This window comes from Niallia taxi, from assembly GCF_004005475.1.
In the GTDB taxonomy this organism is placed as follows: domain Bacteria; phylum Bacillota; class Bacilli; order Bacillales; family Cytobacillaceae; genus Niallia; species Niallia taxi.
This window is the reverse complement of the sequence record NZ_RZTZ01000012.1, coordinates 75,134-93,820: the sequence shown is the minus strand read 5'-3', so window position 1 is coordinate 93,820 and position 18,687 is coordinate 75,134. Positions and strand designations below refer to the sequence as shown.

At 37.6% G+C, this 18,687-nt stretch carries 16 protein-coding genes; 2 read left to right on the top strand and 14 right to left on the bottom strand.

The features are described from left to right. Positions 1 to 15: 15 nt before the first annotated feature. The 8 genes from EM808_RS21855 to EM808_RS21820 form a co-directional block, all read right to left on the bottom strand. The gene (locus EM808_RS21855) at positions 16 to 774 is read right to left on the bottom strand and encodes an iron ABC transporter ATP-binding protein (RefSeq protein ID WP_127740767.1); all 759 of its coding nucleotides are present in this window, start codon (positions 772 to 774) and stop codon (positions 16 to 18) included. Then, complete coding sequence (locus EM808_RS21850; protein WP_127740765.1) at positions 768 to 1,724, bottom strand: iron chelate uptake ABC transporter family permease subunit; 957 nt, start codon at positions 1,722 to 1,724, stop codon at positions 768 to 770. The genes EM808_RS21855 and EM808_RS21850 overlap by 7 nt, the downstream gene beginning before the upstream one ends. Further along, a complete protein-coding gene (locus EM808_RS21845) occupies positions 1,711 to 2,667 on the bottom strand; it encodes an ABC transporter permease (RefSeq protein WP_127740763.1) in 957 nt (318 codons plus the stop codon). Before EM808_RS21845 ends, EM808_RS21850 begins: the two co-directional genes overlap by 14 nt. 245 nt (positions 2,668 to 2,912) lie before the next feature. Then, complete coding sequence (qoxD, locus tag EM808_RS21840; RefSeq protein ID WP_127740761.1) at positions 2,913 to 3,212, bottom strand: cytochrome aa3 quinol oxidase subunit IV; 300 nt, start codon at positions 3,210 to 3,212, stop codon at positions 2,913 to 2,915. Positions 3,213 to 3,215: 3 nt separating this feature from the next. Next, on the bottom strand, positions 3,216 to 3,815 hold the full coding sequence (qoxC, locus tag EM808_RS21835) for a cytochrome aa3 quinol oxidase subunit III (RefSeq protein ID WP_127740759.1): 600 nt from the start codon (positions 3,813 to 3,815) through the stop codon (positions 3,216 to 3,218). Beyond that, positions 3,815 to 5,770, bottom strand: coding sequence for a cytochrome aa3 quinol oxidase subunit I (gene qoxB, locus EM808_RS21830; protein ID WP_127740879.1), 1,956 nt, complete (start codon positions 5,768 to 5,770; stop codon positions 3,815 to 3,817). Before qoxB ends, qoxC begins: the two co-directional genes overlap by 1 nt. Further along, positions 5,770 to 6,714, bottom strand: a complete 945-nt coding sequence (qoxA, locus tag EM808_RS21825) for a cytochrome aa3 quinol oxidase subunit II (RefSeq protein WP_127740757.1) — start codon at positions 6,712 to 6,714, stop codon at positions 5,770 to 5,772. The genes qoxB and qoxA overlap by 1 nt, the downstream gene beginning before the upstream one ends. Positions 6,715 to 7,123: 409 nt before the next feature. Continuing rightward, positions 7,124 to 9,217, bottom strand: a complete 2,094-nt coding sequence (locus EM808_RS21820; protein WP_127740877.1) for a transglycosylase domain-containing protein — start codon at positions 9,215 to 9,217, stop codon at positions 7,124 to 7,126. A gap of 209 nt (positions 9,218 to 9,426) precedes the next feature. On the opposite strand from EM808_RS21820, the gene EM808_RS29235 reads away from it, so the two are divergent. Next, positions 9,427 to 9,546: a hypothetical protein gene (locus EM808_RS29235; RefSeq protein WP_235856680.1), complete on the top strand. Its 120-nt coding sequence runs from the start codon at positions 9,427 to 9,429 to the stop codon at positions 9,544 to 9,546. A 40-nt stretch (positions 9,547 to 9,586) separates the two neighbouring features. On the opposite strand, the gene EM808_RS21815 is transcribed toward EM808_RS29235, so the two are convergent. The 6 genes from EM808_RS21815 to EM808_RS21790 form a co-directional block, all read right to left on the bottom strand. Continuing rightward, positions 9,587 to 10,444: a glycosyltransferase family 8 protein gene (locus EM808_RS21815; RefSeq protein ID WP_127740755.1), complete on the bottom strand. Its 858-nt coding sequence runs from the start codon at positions 10,442 to 10,444 to the stop codon at positions 9,587 to 9,589. Positions 10,445 to 10,561: 117 nt separating this feature from the next. After that, the gene (locus EM808_RS21810; protein ID WP_127740753.1) at positions 10,562 to 11,710 is read right to left on the bottom strand and encodes a mannitol-1-phosphate 5-dehydrogenase; all 1,149 of its coding nucleotides are present in this window, start codon (positions 11,708 to 11,710) and stop codon (positions 10,562 to 10,564) included. Position 11,711: 1 nt separating this feature from the next. Continuing rightward, positions 11,712 to 12,143, bottom strand: a complete 432-nt coding sequence (locus EM808_RS21805; protein WP_127740751.1) for a PTS sugar transporter subunit IIA — start codon at positions 12,141 to 12,143, stop codon at positions 11,712 to 11,714. Beyond that, the gene (locus EM808_RS21800; RefSeq protein WP_127740749.1) at positions 12,131 to 14,242 is read right to left on the bottom strand and encodes a BglG family transcription antiterminator; all 2,112 of its coding nucleotides are present in this window, start codon (positions 14,240 to 14,242) and stop codon (positions 12,131 to 12,133) included. Before EM808_RS21800 ends, EM808_RS21805 begins: the two co-directional genes overlap by 13 nt. A 210-nt stretch (positions 14,243 to 14,452) precedes the next feature. Continuing rightward, entirely contained in the window at positions 14,453 to 15,901 is a 1,449-nt protein-coding gene (locus EM808_RS21795; protein ID WP_127740747.1) for a PTS mannitol transporter subunit IICB, read from the bottom strand. A 256-nt stretch (positions 15,902 to 16,157) separates the two neighbouring features. Continuing rightward, positions 16,158 to 17,465, bottom strand: coding sequence for a hemolysin family protein (locus EM808_RS21790; protein ID WP_127740745.1), 1,308 nt, complete (start codon positions 17,463 to 17,465; stop codon positions 16,158 to 16,160). 639 nt (positions 17,466 to 18,104) lie between these two features. Between EM808_RS21790 and EM808_RS21785 the strand changes: the two genes are divergently transcribed. Next, positions 18,105 to 18,668, top strand: coding sequence for a tyrosine-type recombinase/integrase (locus tag EM808_RS21785; protein ID WP_127740743.1), 564 nt, complete (start codon positions 18,105 to 18,107; stop codon positions 18,666 to 18,668). Positions 18,669 to 18,687 lie beyond the last annotated feature (19 nt).

Below are 18,687 nucleotides of genomic sequence, written 5' to 3'. Positions count from 1 at the left end.
AAACAATTTACGATTTTAAGCGAAATAGACACAGATTTTATGATTATTAATTTCCTCTATCTGCATGTCCATATCATAAATATCCTTTAAGACAGCTTCATTAATAATGCTGTCTGCAGGTCCATCATTAACAAGTTTGCCATTCTTTAATGCCACGATATTGTCAGAATAGACAGAGGCAAAATTTATATCATGAATAACAATAACCACTGTTTTACCAAGCTCATTAACAAGCCTTCTGAGAACCTTCATGATTTGCACTGAATGCTTCATATCCAGGTTATTCAGCGGTTCATCCAGCAAGATGTATTCAGTATCTTGAGCAATAACCATCGCAATGTAGGCTCTTTGCTTTTGACCGCCACTCAATTGATCTAAATATTTATGCTGTATTTCATCAAGCTCCATATAAGAAATTGCTTCTGCAACAGCAGCTTTATCCTCTTTCGTCAGTCTCCCTTGGGAATATGGAAACCTACCGAAGTTAACTAGCTCCTTTACAGTCAGCCGAATATTAATGTGGTTGCTCTGCTTGAGAATGGATATCTTTTTTGCAAGCACATTGCTTTTTGTCGTAAAAACGCTTTGCCCGTCAATTAAGATATCACCGCTGTCACCTTTAATCAGTCTGCTGATAATTGATAACAATGTACTTTTCCCTGCACCGTTTGGACCGATAAAGGAAGTGATTTTTCCTTTTTCAATGGAAAGAGATACATTTTCAAGGACGCTTTTTCCATTGTATTGTTTACTGACATTCTTGACCTCTACCATGCTCTTCTCTCCTTTAACAATAAATAGATGAAATAAACGCCGCCGACAAAGTTGATGATGACACTGATTGTTGTGGAGAATGTAAATACTCTTTCTACAATAAGCAGACCGCCGACGAGGGCTATTATGCTTAGTAGAATAGAAGCTGCAATAAGCTGGCTATGTTTGTATGTTTTCAGAAACTCCCTTGCCAGATTTACAACGAGCAATCCTAGAAAGGTAATTGGTCCGACAAGTGCAGTCGAAACACTGACCAAAATCGCCACGACAACAAGCATATTCCTTACAACACGATCATAATCTATCCCCAAATTGATCGCTTGCTCTTTTCCAAGTGACATTACATCGAAGAATTTACTATACCGCGACACATATAAAGCAACAGCTGCAATAATTACAATGCAAATAGTCAATATATCTGTGTTTACGCTATTGAAGCTTGCAAACATTTTATCTTGGACAATCAGAAACTCATTCGGATCTATCAGCATCTGCATAAAGGATGAAAGACTTGAGAAGAAGCTGCCAAGTATGATTCCAATAAGCAGAAGCAGCAGGATATTTTGACTTCCTTTCCTGAAAAACAAGTAGTACAGAGCAACTGAGAAAATAATCATCAACCCAACTGATAATAGAAAGTTGACATTACTATTCAGCATCGTTAAGCTTTGTGAGCCGAAAAAGAAAACCACAAATGTTTGGATAAATAAGTACAAAGAATCTAGTCCAAGAATGCTGGGAGTTAAGATTCGGTTATTTGTAATGGTTTGAAAAACCATTGATGAAAATGCAATACATCCGCCTGTCAAGCATATTGCTAATATTTTGGTTGCTCTCCTTGGCATTACATATTCCCAGTTCACACTACTAACCTTTATTAGCATGAATACTGCAATAAGCAGTACAGCTATTATGGAAAGAAGTAACAGTTTAGTCTTAGGCTGATTCATACTTTTTTCTCCTTACCAATAAATAAAGGAAGATAGCACTTCCGATAACCCCAACCATTACACCTATCGAGATTTCATATGGATAAATGATAACCCGTCCAAGTATGTCGCATATAAGAACGAAATTTGCCCCTAATAATGCTGTATGTGTTAAGCTATTCTTCAAGTTATCACCCTTGTAAAGGGAAACTATATTAGGGATGATGAGACCTAAGAATGGAATCATGCCGACTGTAAGCAAAACAACTGATGATACAAGCGCCACAATCACAAGTCCGATATTAACAACTCTCTTATGGTTTAGACCTAAATTCTTTGAGAATTCCTCACCCATTCCAGCAATTGTGAATTTATTTGCATATAGGTATGCGACGATGACTACTGGAATACTTATGTATAATAACTCGTATCTTCCTTCCATTATGAGTGAGAAATCACCTTGGAGCCATGATGACATGTTTTGCACAAGATCATGCTTCATAGAAAAGAATGTTGTAATCGAGCTAATTATGTTTCCAAGCATTAAACCAACAAGTGGAATAAATATAGCATCCTTAAATTTTATCCGATTTAGTATTTGCATGAACAAGAATGTACCTAGCAATGCAAAAACGAAGGCAACAAGCATCTTAACAATTGGGGTTGCAGTAGTGAACATCATTAGCGCAATAAGAATGCCAAATCTCGCCCAGTCCATTGTCCCCGCAGTCGTTGGGGACACGAATTTATTTCTAGTGATTTGTTGCATAATTAGTCCGCAAATGCTTAGGCTTATACCTGCAATAATAATACTTATTAGACGAGGAAATCTGCTGATTAATAAAATTTCTTTCTGATCCTCTGTTAATTCAAATATGCTTAGAGGATTAATATCAATTACTCCTATAAACAAGGAGGCAGTCGATAACAGTACTAACATGATGCTTAAATATCTTATCTTCATTGATGGTAGATTGAGCCAAGAGCCTCTTTCTATTCCCCTCCTTAGACACGGATGTAGTTCAACAAATTCTCAACTGATTTTCATTATCACTTAGATTTATAAATTGATTTTAACACTTTTTTTATTAACGTCAATGGGATTTATAGTACAAAATTCCACCTTTTTATGGATTTCCTCCGAAATGGTTCCAATGAACTAGCATAAAAGCAACAAAAAAACCTCCGATTTCTCGGAGGTTTTTCTTATTAGTAATGAACATGTCCTGATGTCATTACCCATATTGTTCCTGCAGCGACAACAATCGCACAGAAGAACGCATAGAAAATATTGACTAATTGCATTTTGCCTTCCCCTTCAGTCAAATGCATGAACATGAAAAGTTGAAGCAATGCTTGAATTACTGCTAAAGAGCCAATAAGCCACATAATTGTCACAAACGGCAAATCTGTATATCTTACAGCACCTACAGTTGCAAAAGTCAGCAAAATAGAAACGATGAATCCTGCAACGTGGCCAGTTGGAAAACTGCTATTATGTTTAGCCATAAATTACACCATCCTTGCTAGATAAACGAATGTGAAGATGAAGATCCACACAACGTCTAAGAAGTGCCAATATAAGCTGATAATAAACGTTTTACGCGCAGTCGTAGGTGTCAATCCACGTTTAGCCAATTGGATAATTACCGCAATCGCCCAGCCAATACCGATAGAAACGTGAAGTCCGTGTGTTCCTAACAGAACAAAGAAGCTTGAGAAATATGCGCTTGTCTGCATTTTCGCACCTTCATGAACATAATGGATGAACTCAGTCACCTCGAAGAATACGAACCCAGCACCAAGCAATAAAGTAATGATAAGCCAAACCAACAAGCCTTTCAAGTTATTGCGGCGCATATACCAGATAGCAATACCGCAAGTGAAACTACTTGTTAATAGTAGCATTGTTTCAATCATAACGTCTTTTAATACAAACAAATCTTTAGGAGTAGGTCCATCTGCAAAAGCATTGTATAGAGAACCGTGTGCGGCGAACAATGATGCAAATAAGACTATTTCAGCACCTAGGAAGATCCAGAAACCAAAGATATTAAGACGGTTCTGTTCCGTTTGGTACTCCAACGGTAAAGAAGTATCTACTTTAGCCATTATTTTTCATCCCTCCATGCACGCTCAATTTTCTTGATGTCGTCGACTTTCACATGGTAGCCGTCATTATAATCAAATGAACGAACAAGTAAGCCAACGAATATAAATGCAGCCGCAATTGCTGCTAGAGGAATCCACTCGAATACCATGAAGAATCCGGCAGCGCCAAAGATTACACACATGATAAATGGAAGCCCAGAATTGCTCGGCATATGAATTTCTTCTAATTCATTTTCTTTTAATACTAACGCATCTTTATCTTTCTTCTTCATGTGCCAGAAAGCATCTAATGTTTTAACTTCAGGCAATTGTGCAAAGTTATAGAATTGTACAGGTGAAGCTGTATGCCATTCTAGAGTTCTTGCATCCCATGGATCTGTAGAAATATTGCGTTTTGCATAACGTGCACTCCAGTAGATGTTATACACTAATACTGCGAATCCAGCCGCAAGAATCAATGAACCTACTGCAGAAAGTGCGAATAATGGTGCAAACCCTGACTCTGCAGAGAATGTATAAGAACGTCTTACTGCACCTTTTAAGCCTAGGAAGAACATAGGCATAAATGTTAAGTTGAAACCAATGTTGAACAACCAGAAATGCCATTTTCCAAGACGTTCGTTCAATGCGTGACCGAACATCTTTGGCCACCAGTAATAGAATCCTGCAAATACCGCGTATACTACCCCTGGAATCAACACATAATGGAAGTGAGCTACTAGGAATAAAGTATTATGGTATTGATAGTCAGCTGCAGCCATTGCAAGCATAACCCCTGTTACCCCACCAATAGTGAAGGTCGGAATGAAAGCAAGTGACCATAGCATTGCAGTTGTAAACTGGATGCGACCTTTTCTCATTGTAAACAGCCAGTTGAAAATTTTAACCCCTGTAGGAACAGCGATTAACATTGTCGTAATAGAGAATACTGAGTTAACGACTGGCCCAGATCCCATTGTGTAGAAATGGTGAACCCAAACGACGAAACTCAAGATTGCAATTCCGACAATAGAAATAATCATAGATTTATATCCATATAATGTTTTTCTTGAGAAAGTTGAAATAATCTCTGAGAACATACCAAATGCAGGCAGAACAACGATATAAACTTCAGGATGTCCCCATAGCCAGAATAGGTTGTTCCAAAGCATTGCATTTCCTCCTGCTGAAACAGTGAAGAAATGTGTACCGAACATACGGTCAAAAGTCATCAATGCTAAAGCAACAGTAAGAATTGGGAATGCAAATATGATTAAAACGTTTGTCAATAAAGCAGTCCAAGTAAACATAGGCATTTTCATTAATGTCATGCCTTTTGTACGCATTTTCAGGATTGTGACAACAAAGTTAATACCTGTCATCAATGTACCTGCCCCTGCAATCTGCAAGCCAATTGCGTAATAGTTATTACCTACTCCAGGTGTAAATTCCTTACCTGCAAGCGGGAAGTACGATGTCCAACCAGCATCTGGAGAACCACCGACTACGAAAGAAATATTGAAAAGCATTGCTCCTGAGAAAGTTAGCCAGAAGCTCAAAGCATTCAATTGCGGGAACGCAACGTCACGTGCTCCAATTTGCAATGGAATAACAACGTTCATAAGACCAATTAATGCAGGCATCGCCATGAACAAGATCATGATAACACCATGTGTTGTAAATACTTCATCATAATGCTGTGCATCCAGGAACTTCATGTCTGGTGCCGCTGTTTGTGCTTTCATCATTAAACCATCAATACCGCCACGGAAGAACATTAATACCGCAACAATAATGTACATTATACCAATACGTTTATGATCGACAGTTGTGATCCATTCATCCCATAGGTAACGCCATTTTTTCAAATACGTGATTAGAACTAAAGCACCAATCATCGTCAATGCGATACCGATTTGGGAGCCAAGGATCAACGGGTCTCCTTTAACAAGGATTTCATTCCACTTAATGTCCATCAATGCTCACCCCCATCAGTTTTCTCTTCGCTGTCTGCATCTTCATGATCGAAGATTTTACCTTGGTAACCATGAACTTTGTATAATTCAGGGTTCAAGTAATAGTTAGAAGTTCCGCCTTTACCATGATCAATCCATTCTAAATGTGTATTAGAGAATGTCATGCGTCCTAAATGCGTAGGCTTCAACAATTCTTTATATTTATCCTCTGATAGCTTAGGTGCAGTATCTTTTACTTCATCTACCCAAGCATTGTAATCATCTTGTGTTTCAGCTTCTACGTTAAATTGCATTTCTGCATATCCTTTACCGTTGAAGTTTGTGTTTTGTCCTAAATATTCACCTGTATGATCTGCAACTAGGTATAGCTCTGTTTCAGCTCCATACATTGTGTATTTTTGACCAGCAAGCTGTGGAACCCAGAAAGATTGCATTGTTCCAGCAGAAGTTAATTTAAATTCAATCGGAACACCAGCAGGGATTTTAACGTAGTTCACTGTTTCAATTCCCTCTTCTGGATAACTGAAAATCCATTTCCAGTCTGCAGATGTGACATTAATCACAACTGGTTCCTGATCTTCGTAATTCTTTGGAATATCTTCCACTGCATAGATTGTTTTGACAGTTGGAATTGTCAAAGCAATAATGATTAAGAAAGGAATAACTGTCCAGACAATCTCAAGCACTGTACTTCCGTGCTCCTCTGGCGGTTCATACCCTTCATTTTCAGGTTTAGCACGGTATTTCCAAACAATGTAACCGAACAAACCAAAAACAACTATTACGATAATTGCCATAAAGATAAGCGACCAGTTAATTAAATCCATAATGCTTTTAGCTACAGGGCCTTTTGGATCAAATACAACCATACTGTCACAGCCGCTAAGTACAAAAATTGGCACAATCGCTAGAAGTGATAATAATAAGCCTTTTTTTGACTTCATTTAGTGCATCTCCTTCCAATTTAACTTTTAAATGTTAAAATATTCACAGAATGTTCAAGAATTAGACATAGAACATTCATTTTAAATAGGTAAAATACTATTATTACTACCAGTATGATGATATCATATCTCGAAGCATGTAAATGTGACAAAAATCGTAAGGATATTTTTTCCAATTATCACATTTGTTTTGCACTTAAATCTAGCAAACATTTTCCAAGAAGATACCAACTCAGTAATTATAGCAGATGTGGCTATGAAAATCTATGTCCATAAACTTGTCACATCTACTTTTTTAAAAGGATATATAACCATTATTACCCAAACAAAACGCTTCTATTATATATACTTTTTTTTCATGAAAATCAATATATAAAAGGCTGGAACAATTCGTTCCAGCCTTTTGTTTTTATTGACCCATTATTTCATTCCATTTGTCTTTCAGCTTCCCGCTGATAACGCCTGCATCTTCCTTCATTTCATCTACCACTTGACTCCATTTGGAAGAATTCTCTTCAATCGTTGTTTGAATTTCTTTTGCCTTTTCCTTGATTGCTTCTTTTGTCTCTTCCACTTTCTGTGTACGCTCTTTTTTACCTGCAAGCTGGTCGCTCACAGATATAACAGAAAAGTTCTCTGGCTCCACATACTGGACTGCTTGATCCATGATTGTTTTGAATATTGGTACGACATCTCCTGAGCTTTTACTCTTAAGATAATGCTGATTATCTGTTTTGTCATAGCCGAGCCACATTGCTCCAACTAAGTTAGGCGTATAGCCGACAAACCACTGATCTTTTGTACCAGACAGATTAGCGTTAACCAATTGTGTCGAACCTGTTTTTCCAGCTATTTCAAAGCCAGTTACCTTTGCTCCTTGACCTGTACCTGAATCTATAACATCCAACAGCATGGAGGTCATATTCTCCGCAACAGACTTTGATGTCACTTTAGTCGACTTTGATTGATACTCTGCAATAACATTGCCCGTAGGCCCGACAATTTTAGTAATCAAATGGCCTTCCATCCGAACTCCGTTATTTGGGAAGGTGGAATATGCTTCTGCCATCTGCAGCGGGGAAACCCCCTTCGTCATTCCTCCAAGGGCAATTCCTAAGTACTCATCATCCTTTTCATATGGAATTCCAAATCGATCTAAAGCATCGAGTCCTTTATCAAGTCCTATTTTATCCAATAACCAAACTGCAGGAACATTTAAGGATTTCTCGAGCGCCTCGTACATCGGCACATCCCCTTGATAGGTTTTAGTAAAGTTTTGCGGCTCATAGTCACCTTTTTTAAACGGTTCATCCTTCAGAATAGAGGTAGTCTTATAGCCTGCTTCTAATGCCGGCGTATAAACCGCCAGCGGCTTCATTGTTGATCCTGGCTGAACCTTAATTTGTGTTGCACGGTTATACCCTCTGAAAACCTGTTCACCCCTGCCTCCAACAAGACCTCTAATACCGCCTGTCTCAGGGTCAAGCAACACAGCACCTCCTTGTGAAGATGTTCCATCACTGCTTGATGGAAATAAGGAGTCGTTCGCAAATGTTTTTTCTAGTGTTGATTGCAGGTTTTGGTCCATTTCTGTATAAATTTTATAGCCTCTTGTCAAAATCTCTTCTTGGGTTAGCCCATATTGAGATATTGCCTCATCTATTACTGAATCAACAAAGTAAGGATAATCTCTATCAATGAACGAGCCTCCGCCGTCTTCCAGCACAATCTTTTCATCAATCGCTTTTTTATATTCAGCTTCCGAGATTACTTTTTCTTCCTTCATCTTGCCAAGCACTACATTTCGCCGCTTAATCGCACCTTCATAATTTTTATACGGATCAAGAGCAGACGGTGCCTGTAGCAAGCCCGCAATCAGTGCTGCTTCGCTTATAGAAACATCCTTAATGTTTTTGTTATAGTACTTTTTAGCTGCTTGATCTATTCCCCATGCACCGCTCCCAAAGTATACATGGTTGAGATACATTTGGAGAATTTCATCCTTGCTGTAATGCTTCTCTATTTCCACAGCTAGAAATAATTCTTCTGCTTTTCGTTTATATGTCTGTTCAGAAGATAACAGGGCATTTTTGGTAAGCTGCTGTGTGATTGTGCTGCCTCCGCCCGTTATACTGCCAGCAAGAAGGTTCTTAAAGAATGCCCGTGTTATTCCTTTTAAATCAAAACCATTATGACTGTAGAATCTTTCATCCTCAATGGAGACTACAGCCCCCGGCACATAGTCCGGAAGATCCTTCAGCTCTATTCCTTCCGTTCTTTCTGTCTTTATTTCCGTCGCCTCATCGCCGTCTTTGTCATAAATGACGGTAGCCTGGCTTAATCCAGCCTTCAACGTACTTACGTTTGCTTGGCTTGCCAAATACATGAAATATAATATAGAAACTAGTACAAATAATAACAATGCTAACAAAAGAATTTGTGTTAAATGTCTTCTTTTCCAAAACCGCCAGAACATACCTAGCAGAGATTTGATTTTCTCCATCATTTTACCCTTTCCTTTTCTTCATTCTCTATACTTTCTATTTAGACGTAATATTGCCATAAATTGTTGCAGTTCATTCTATAAAAACTATATGCTCTTTCAGGAGCAAATACAATATATATTATAGCCAAAACACTTGACTTTCCCTCTTTTTGGCTTGTTTATCTATTCCTCTGGCTGGGAATAGATAAGAAAAAGGAGTGATAGATATGAAGAAAATGATAAGAACAGCTATTAAATGGGCTCCAGTCATTTATCCTATCGTCAAAAAACTGATGGAAAAGAGAAAGCAGTCTAAAGGCGGCTCTGCTTCACGAATGCCAAACTAAATTAAAAAGGCTGAAACTTAACAGTTTCAGCCTTTTTTCATCATATGTTTTTTGCACTTGCTCCTTGCTCCAATCCTGAAGCAGTCTTTTCTAAGTAATGATAATACGTCTTTTTATATGGATGGACATATCCTTTCAGCCATGGCTTTTCTTCCCCGCAGAAATGAACAATCGCAGGCTTACTGAACGCTTCCTGCTTTTTGATTTCATCAATAAATTCTAATTTCTTTTGTTTTAACAATAAATACGCTTGAGCATTCCACTTCGGATGAAGCTCGAGCCATTTATCACAAAGCAATGTGTTAAGAATATCTTGATCATGGTATTCTAGCTGTTCATCTGTTGCATTTTTTATATAATCAAAGGCTCTGTCTGTTATATTATTGTCTCTCCAGCTTTTTAAGTCTATTAGCATAATGCCTGCATTAAAATAGTTTGCATCCTCGCTGACTTTAAGTGTTTGAAGTCTGTCATGAAGTCCGCAGTCAATTACTGCCGCAGCAATATTAGGCGATATATCCTGATCATAGATTTTGGAAACATCATCTAGCACTACAGTATCACTGTCGATATAGAGGACCTTTTCAATATCTGAATCAGAAATTAAATCTGGAATGGAAATACGGTAATAGGAGGCTTTTGTGATATGTCTGCTTTCGATTGCGTTCTCATATTGTTTTGGATCAACATCCAAAAATTGTATGGAAGTTTGATATGGAGCTACAGTCTTTTGCAGCCATTGTTTATTCTTCTCTGTTATGCCACCATTCAGCACATATAGCTGCACCTTTCTGTGTTGTTGGGTATTTTCTAAGAGAGAAACAAACATTACTCCTAGATGGGGAACATAATTATCATCTGTTGAAGAAACCACATGGATAGTCTTATTAGTATTCATTTTACACTTTCTCTCCTTTCTGTATGCTCCTTATTTACCCTTGTCCAAATTCCACAAAACTTATTGGAAAATAATACAAAAAGAGCTGTCCTATTTAAGGACAGCTCTCTAACCAAGTTATTGAATTTCTTTGTAAGCTGCAGCTACAGCACTAACTAGCTTGTTGTCTGCTGACAGTCCAGAAACCTCGATGAATGCTTGTTCTGCTCCTTTAGCCTGAATCAATTCTTTTAACTCAACTGATTCTTGATCTTCTGATGAGAAGAACAGCATCGCTGAAGCCATTACTTCCACTAATCCTGCAGGAATTTCCTTGAATAGTTCAACATATTCCATTGCTGGTGCAACTAAGCGGTCATTACGGCTTAATTTGCGTAGTGGAGAACGTCCAACCCTTTTCACATCGTCAACGATATGTGGGTTAGAGAATCTTCCGATGATTTTTTGAATATACTTTTGATGCTCTTCCTTGTCGAACTTGTATTTTTCAACAAGCACTTTTCCTGTCTCACTTAAGACTTGCAATACCTTTTCCTCAACATCTTTGTGAGCAATTGTTTCAGAAATTGTTTTATAGTCCTTTATGTTACCAAGGTATGCTGTTGTAGCATGACCTGTATTAACAGTGAACAGTTTTCTTTCAATATAAGCAGTTAAGTTTTCAACGAAATGCGCTTCTGGAATCTCAGGTTTTTCACCTTTGATTTTCGTTTCATCAATAACCCACTCAAAGAATGGCTCAACAAGTACGTCCAACAGCTTTTCATTTGACTGATTCGGAACAATACGGTCCACTGCAGAATCAGGGAATCCAATATATTCTTCCGCCCATGTTTTTTCTTCATCATTTAGGTGCTCAAACACGAACTTCTTCAACTCTGTGCTTCCACCAATCATGTTTTCACACGCAATGATATTCAAGAATTGTCCATTTTTTGCTTTTCTTGCTTTTAATCCATCTGCAATTAATGGTGCAATGAACTTAAGGATATTTGGACCAATAGCTGTTGTAACTAAATCAGCAGAGGCAATTTCTTCCACTGCTTTTTCCGGATTTACTTTGCTGTTAATACCTTTAATATTAGTTACTGTAAATTGGTCCTTCGCATCATTTGCCAAAAACACATTGTATGTGCCCTCTTGGTTGATTTCATCAATGACTTTTTCATTTACATCTACAAAGTGAACTTCATACTTTGATTGATGTAATAAAAGGCCGATAAAGCCTCTCCCAATATTTCCTGCTCCAAAATGGATAGCTTTCATATTAGTTAACCTCGCTTAGAATTGAGATGATTTCCTCTTCTGATTTAGCTTGTACAAGCTTTTCAACATTTTCTTCTTCTGAACATACGATAGCAATTTGAGACAAAATCTCTAAGTGCTCTCCGTCTTTACCTGCAATACCAACTAGTAATTTCACAATGTTTCCATCACCGAAGTCAACACCGTTTGGAACTTGTACTACTGATAGACCAGATTGTAGAACAGCTGCTTTTGCTTCATCTGTACCATGTGGAATCGCTAGGAAGTTACCCATGTAAGTAGAAGATAGCTCTTCTCTTTGAAGCATTGCTGGAATATAATCTGCTGAAACATAGCCTTGGTCTACCAAGATTTGACCAGCTAATTTAATAGCCTCTGTTTTTTCAGATACATTGCTGTTTAGGATGATGTTTTCTTTTTTTAATATAGACATTTTGTTGCCTCCTGATTTGTATGAATATAGTTTTTTAAGTATTGGTTGCTAATGAAATGTGCTAATTCATCTTTCGTTCCATTTTCAAACAGCTTGATGCTAGTTTGCGACTGAATAATCAAGGAACTAATAAAGCTTAATAATTCCAATGTTGATGAAGTCAGCTCGAATGGTGCCAGCAACAGCAAAATTCTTGTTACTTTTTCGCTTCCCCCATTCATCGCCTTCAATTCATAAGCAGTTGTTGCATCTATTATATTAAAAGATGGGTATGCCACTTTATTACTTCTTGTATGATAAAGGGCAAGTGTTGTATCCGGAATAGCTAAGCCGCCTATCTTTTCTCTATTTTTTAGAGAGCACAACACTTCGTTAGCGTCTAAGATAGAACCTTTATACAAAAGCCTTTCCAGCCCATCCTGTAATACCTTGTTTAAATCAGCATCGCCTGCTTTCCATACCTCAAAATCCTTCAATAGGTCTGCAAGAACTGTTACTTGCTTGCCTAGTTGATCAAAGTGTTGAAAGCTGAGGGATAATATCTCAACCCCTTCATTAACCGGCTCTGCTTTTTCTGTTAATTGTCCACCTTTTTCTTGCAAATAGTTTTTGACAAGTTCGAGTTCCTGATTCGTCAAAATCGGACTGACAACAAAATAATCTCTGTTCATATCCTCAATTGGAATCGTTGATAGGATGGCATCATATTCATCAAGAGAAATGTTCTTCATTTCAAAAACAGATGCCGTTTTAATTTCAGAAAGACCAGGAATCTCATTGCCAATTTTTGCGGCAAGCATTTTTGATGTACCAATTCCACTTGAGCATATAATTAAAACCCTTAATTTAGTCGTAAGCTGTTTTGAATTTAATGCCGCTCCAAAATGCAAAACCAAATAACCGATTTCCTCTTCCGGTATATCTTGATTGGGTAAGGTAAGCTCTGCTGCCTTTTTTACGACTTTAAACAAATCATAATAGTCATCTTTAATATTGCTCAGCAGCGGGTTGGAAATTCTCATTTTTTGCTTTAATCTGTATAACGCAGGCTGAAGATGTGCCAACAGCCCTTGTGATAAGGTTTCATCCAATAATCTTGTGTGGAGAAGATTCTCGACATTTTTGATTAAACTCTGTACAATGACAGCAACCTCGATATTTTCATCCTTAATCCCTATATCCTTGTCATAGCGGATTTTTGCTCCACGCAAATGCATCGTAATATAACCAATCTCTTCATCAGGAATGGTGACTTCAAACGTTCTTTCTAAGCGAGCAGCAATTTTTCGAGCAAAACTAAACTCTTTTGTCGATTTCAACTCTCGCAAATAGTCTTCTTGAAGAGTAATATTTTCGCCCCTCTGGATTCGTTCCATCGCCAAGGCAATATGGACAACTAACCCAACATAAGAACTGTCTGCTAGACTGTACGGCAGCTCTTCATTGATTTCCTCAATGATTCCCTCTATCAAGATGATCTTTTCTTTATGAACTAGGCCTAACAGCCTTTCTGAAATAGAATCTATTTTATTGGTGGATTTCTTTTGAATATTGTCTCTGACCATCTTCAAAAATTCTGGCACGTCAAATCTTTCCGAGATAAGACTTGTTATTGCCTTTCTTTTTGCATCCTCTGAACCTTCCAGTTCGATTCCATAACCCCGCTTACGTACAAGCTGCAGATCATATCGTTTAATTATCGGTTCAAGTTTATCCAAATCGTGACTGACAGTTGCTGTTGTTACACCCATATCGTTCGCAAGAGAAAAAAGCTTTATAGGCTCTTTGTTATCCAACAATGTACATAATGCGACGATAAGCCTTTCATCCGGTGTATATTCTGTAAAATCCTGTTTAAGAATTGTTACTCTTAATTGGTAAATATCACCTTGTGCGCCAATTACCTTTACTCCCACTCCTGCTTTTTTTTGAAGCTTTAAGTGAAACGCCTGCAAAACATCTTCAATATTTTTCAGGTCACGGTGGATTGTCCGCTCACTTACATTCACAATATCAGCAAGCTGCTTGATTGTGACATCCTCTTTCATATCTTCAAGCAAAAATTGCAAAATCAGTCTTTCTCTTGCAGAAATAACCATGCCATACCACCTTGTTTTCTTGACATAATTTAATTATAAATAAGGGTTTAACAAGACTCAATCAGTTGTTAAGGCATTTTTTTCACATCTAATGTTGCCATTATTAAATTACGATCGAACAAATTAATAGATGGTTTATTTTACCCGCTTTTAAGACTTTTACAACATAAAAAGGAGCATTACCTAATTAAGGTAATGCTCCTTCCAACATTATTTCAAGTTATTGATGATCTCGTCATATTTAGGGCTGTTCATAAAGTTTTCTACAGATACGTGTTGTGCGTTTGGAAGCTTAGCCACTGCACGGTCTGTCAAATCTTTATGTGTGATAACAAGGTCAGCATCATTTGGAAGGTTTGCGATAGATGTATTTGTTACATCAACACCTTCAATGCCAGCTTTTTTCACCTTATTACGCATGATGGAAGCACCCATAGCACTTGAACCCATACCTGCGTCACATGCAAAGATTATTTTCTTCACAGTGCTATAGTCAAATTCTGCAGCTTCGTTAGTTGCTTCAGCAGCTTCAACAGATGCATCAGCGCCAGTAACAGCACCTGCAACAGAGCTCTTTTTACCTTTAAGCTCTTGCATTTTTTCAGCAGCAGCATTAATATCTTCTGCTTCGCCTTTGCTTGTTTTCAAAACAATTGCACCAATTACGAAGGAAACAACAGCTGCTACAATTACACCAGCTAATACTCCTAAATGCTCACCCTTTGGAGACATTGCCATTAATGCAATTATGCTTCCTGGTGATGGTGTTGCAACAAGCCCTGCATTGAATACAGTGAATGTGAACACACCACTCATTCCTCCACCAATAACTGCCAGCAGCATTGCAGGCTTCATTAGGATGTAAGGGAAGTAAATTTCATGAATACCACCTAAGAAGTGGATAATCGCCGCACCAGGTGCAGTTTGTTTTGATGTACCTTTACCAAAAATGCTATATGCCAATAACACACCAAGACCTGGTCCTGGGTTTGCTTCTAATAAGAATAGGATTGATTTTCCTACTTCTTTCGCTTGTTCTACACCAATTGGTCCAAGAATACCTTGGTTAATTGCATTGTTCAAGAACAAGACTTTAGCTGGTTCAATGATAATACTTGCAAGTGGTAGAAGATTTGCATCTACAATAAATTCTACGCCGTTTGAAAGCATTTGGCTTAACGCTTCAACAAGTGGTCCTACAAATTTAAATGCAAGAAGTGTAATAATTGCACCTAAAATACCTGCTGAGAAGTTGTTTACTAACATTTCAAAGCCTGCTTTTACTTTACCTCTGAACAGATCGTCGACTTTTTTGATCAAGTAACCGCCAAGAGGTCCCATAACCATTGCTCCAAGGAACATCGGAATATCAGAACCGACGATAACACCCATCGTTGCGATAGCACCGACTACGCCCCCGCGCACATCATATACCATTTTACCGCCAGTATAACCAATTAATAATGGCAGCAAGTATTTGATCATTGGATCAACTAGTTGTGCAAAATTTTCGTTTGGAAAGTATCCAGATGGTATAAAAAGTGCTGTAATAATCCCCCATGCGATAAATGCGCCGATATTCGGCATTACCATTCCGCTTAGGTGACTTCCAAAACGCTGTATTTTAACGCGAAAACCTTTATTATTTTCGTTCGACATTAATTGTTCACCCCTTATTCTTTCTACCTTAATGATAAAGCGGTTTCAGCCTCGTTACAATTTAAACTAAGTACAACTTTGACGGACACAATGTTGACATAATTAAATAGAATGATTCTTTTCCAATTATTAGTTTAAAAAAATACCTATTATTGGGTTTTCTGACTTTTTTAAACTATAAACCAGTTACTATGGCATAACCTTCGTTTATTTTCCACAAAAAAAAGGACTTCATGCACAATGAAGTCCTCTTTTTTTAAATTATTTCTTTTTTAATGGGTGTTTTAAATACTTCGATGAAATGAATATGATGCTCCTCTATGCTTTTCAGCTTAAAAACATAATCTTCTTCTTCAATTTCATCGCCTTCGACAGCTTCAAAATTATTAGTCAAGAACCAGCCTCCGATTGTATCCACTTCCTCTTCAGATAAATGGATGCCAAGAAGGTCGTTAACTTCACTGATAAGTACTTTCCCGCTCAAAATATAGTGATTTTCTTTTATTTTGCGGATTTCCGCTACTTCATCGTCATCGAACTCATCACGAATATCGCCGACGATTTCTTCTAATATATCCTCTGCGGTTACAATTCCCGATGTTCCGCCATACTCATCGAGCAGGATTGCCATATGGGTTCGTTCCTTTTGCATCTTAATAAGCAAGTCACGAATCGGTATTGTTTCAATCACACGGATAATCGGCTTCATATATTTCTCTAGATCCATCTGCTCCTGCTCTTGTATCCTTGCTGTTAAGAATTCTCTAATGTTGATTAAACCAATAACATTGTCCTTATCACCATTCACTAATGGATAACGGGTATAGTTTTCCTCTTCTAAAATGTCCATAATTTCATCAAAGGTATTGTCTACACTGATTGTTACCATCTCTGTTCGAGGAACCATAATTTCCTTCGCTATTCTTTCATCAAATTCAAAAATATTGTTTACGTATGCTAATTCATTTTTATTTATTTCACCGCTTTTATAGCTTTCAGACATTAATATACGGAGTTCCTCTTCTGAGTGGGCAAGCTCATGCTCTGATGCTGGCTTTAGGCCAAACATTCCTGTTAAAACACGAGCAGATCCGTTCAAAAGCCAAATAAATGGATACAACAGCCTGTAAAACCAAATAATCGGCGGAGAGAAAAGCAAAGTAATCATTTCAGCTTTTTGGATAGCGACTGTTTTAGGAGCAAGTTCTCCGACAACCACATGGATAAAGGTAACAGACACAAAGGCTATCCCAAAAGATAAAATGGTCGAAACAGATCCCGATACATGAAGCTTCTCGAATACCGGATGAAGTATTGCTTCCACCGTAGGTTCACCAATCCACCCTAAACCTAGCGCCGTTACTGTAATACCCAGCTGACAAGCTGACAGATATTCGTCAAGATGGCTAATTACTCTTTTCGCAGCTAACGCACCTTTTCTTCCTTCTGCTACAAGCTGATCTATCCTTGAACCCCTTACTTTAACGATCGCAAACTCTGTTGCAACGAAAAAACCTGTAAAAGCTATAAGTATTGCGAATAAAATTATATTAAAAATTTCCAATGAACAGCCTAAAAAGGCTTACACCTCCTGATATTATAAGAAAATTAGCTTAAATTAGCAGCAATGTCTGCAAAGAAGGAAATACTCTCATCTGAAATAGTATTTCTAACTTCCCTCTTTTTATGTCGGCACCCAAATGCATATTAACAGGACAATCCCCCACATATTTCTGGGTTGCATACTGTGATTTGTAATGGGGGCCATATTTCATTACATACCATAATCCCATCCAATCTAAGCCTTTTTTCTATGCATTACTTCATCTATATAATGAAACTATTTGTAGCTTCGCCGTAACACATAATATGCAGCAGAAATTCAGGATGGATAGACTTTGGTTCGTGTAATGAATATCATTTCGTTTTACCCTATTTGTAATTTTATTTAGTTGCACAGCCCCATTTCTTCCACCCCCCATAAAAACGTTTTAATTGAATGAAATAATTATATAGGTGAACACGAATAATATTCAAGAAAAAACCCTTTTTAAGCTAGTCTAAATGTTGGAATACAAGCATTGTTGCATAATGGAACGTTTACATTTGACTCATCTTCTGTAATACCCTATAATTAAGTTATGTTACTCAATACTATAATTTCTATATGTTGAGTTACATTATATCTAAAGGAGCAAAGAATATGGAAGTTGTAGAAGCAATAAAGGACTTAAAGCAGATAAACAGCATGAAGCGTTACTTGAAAAAACAATCTGAACGTGACTATTTGCTGTTTTTGCTTGGCATCAATACTGGTTTGACGATAACGGAGCTATTAGATATCCGTATTTCGGATCTTCTTGAGGGAGATGGAATCTGCGATTTCTACACGATTAAAAAGGATGATCTTCGGGATGAGCGTAAGGTTTATTTAAACCAAAAGGTAAAAAAGGAAATATTGCATTATGTCTCAGCAAACAAACATGAACCTGACAGCTATTTATTCCAGTCGAAAAAATCCAAAAACCATCTTAGCAGACAGCAGGCTTACAGAATCATTCACCAGGCTGCTGAAGCGTTAGGAATCGGCTCCAATATCGGCACTAATTCGATGCGCAAGACATTTGGCTATCATGCTTATAAGCGAGGTGTTGCTATTTCCTTACTGCAAAAGCATTTCCACCATTCAACAAAGCAAGAGACTTACAAGTTCCTTGGGATTAACAAAGAAGAGGTAACCATTCCTCGCATCGATGTAAATTTATAAAAAATATATTAAGGAGGAA

Bases quoted from the DNA above. Each gene is read 5' to 3' on its own strand.
- EM808_RS21855 (WP_127740767.1), bottom strand. From the start codon at position 774: ATGGTAGAGGTCAAGAATGTCAGTAAACAATACAATGGAAAAAGCGTC.
- EM808_RS21850 (WP_127740765.1), bottom strand. From the start codon at position 1,724: ATGAATCAGCCTAAGACTAAACTGTTACTTCTTTCCATAATAGCTGTA.
- EM808_RS21845 (WP_127740763.1), bottom strand. From the start codon at position 2,667: ATGAAGATAAGATATTTAAGCATCATGTTAGTACTGTTATCGACTGCC.
- qoxD (WP_127740761.1), bottom strand. From the start codon at position 3,212: ATGGCTAAACATAATAGCAGTTTTCCAACTGGCCACGTTGCAGGATTC.
- qoxC (WP_127740759.1), bottom strand. From the start codon at position 3,815: ATGGCTAAAGTAGATACTTCTTTACCGTTGGAGTACCAAACGGAACAG.
- qoxB (WP_127740879.1), bottom strand. From the start codon at position 5,770: ATGGACATTAAGTGGAATGAAATCCTTGTTAAAGGAGACCCGTTGATC.
- qoxA (WP_127740757.1), bottom strand. From the start codon at position 6,714: ATGAAGTCAAAAAAAGGCTTATTATTATCACTTCTAGCGATTGTGCCA.
- EM808_RS21820 (WP_127740877.1), bottom strand. From the start codon at position 9,217: ATGGAGAAAATCAAATCTCTGCTAGGTATGTTCTGGCGGTTTTGGAAA.
- EM808_RS29235 (WP_235856680.1), top strand. From the start codon at position 9,427: ATGAAGAAAATGATAAGAACAGCTATTAAATGGGCTCCAGTCATTTAT.
- EM808_RS21815 (WP_127740755.1), bottom strand. From the start codon at position 10,444: ATGAATACTAATAAGACTATCCATGTGGTTTCTTCAACAGATGATAAT.
- EM808_RS21810 (WP_127740753.1), bottom strand. From the start codon at position 11,710: ATGAAAGCTATCCATTTTGGAGCAGGAAATATTGGGAGAGGCTTTATC.
- EM808_RS21805 (WP_127740751.1), bottom strand. From the start codon at position 12,143: ATGTCTATATTAAAAAAAGAAAACATCATCCTAAACAGCAATGTATCT.
- EM808_RS21800 (WP_127740749.1), bottom strand. From the start codon at position 14,242: ATGGTTATTTCTGCAAGAGAAAGACTGATTTTGCAATTTTTGCTTGAA.
- EM808_RS21795 (WP_127740747.1), bottom strand. From the start codon at position 15,901: ATGTCGAACGAAAATAATAAAGGTTTTCGCGTTAAAATACAGCGTTTT.
- EM808_RS21785 (WP_127740743.1), top strand. From the start codon at position 18,105: ATGGAAGTTGTAGAAGCAATAAAGGACTTAAAGCAGATAAACAGCATG.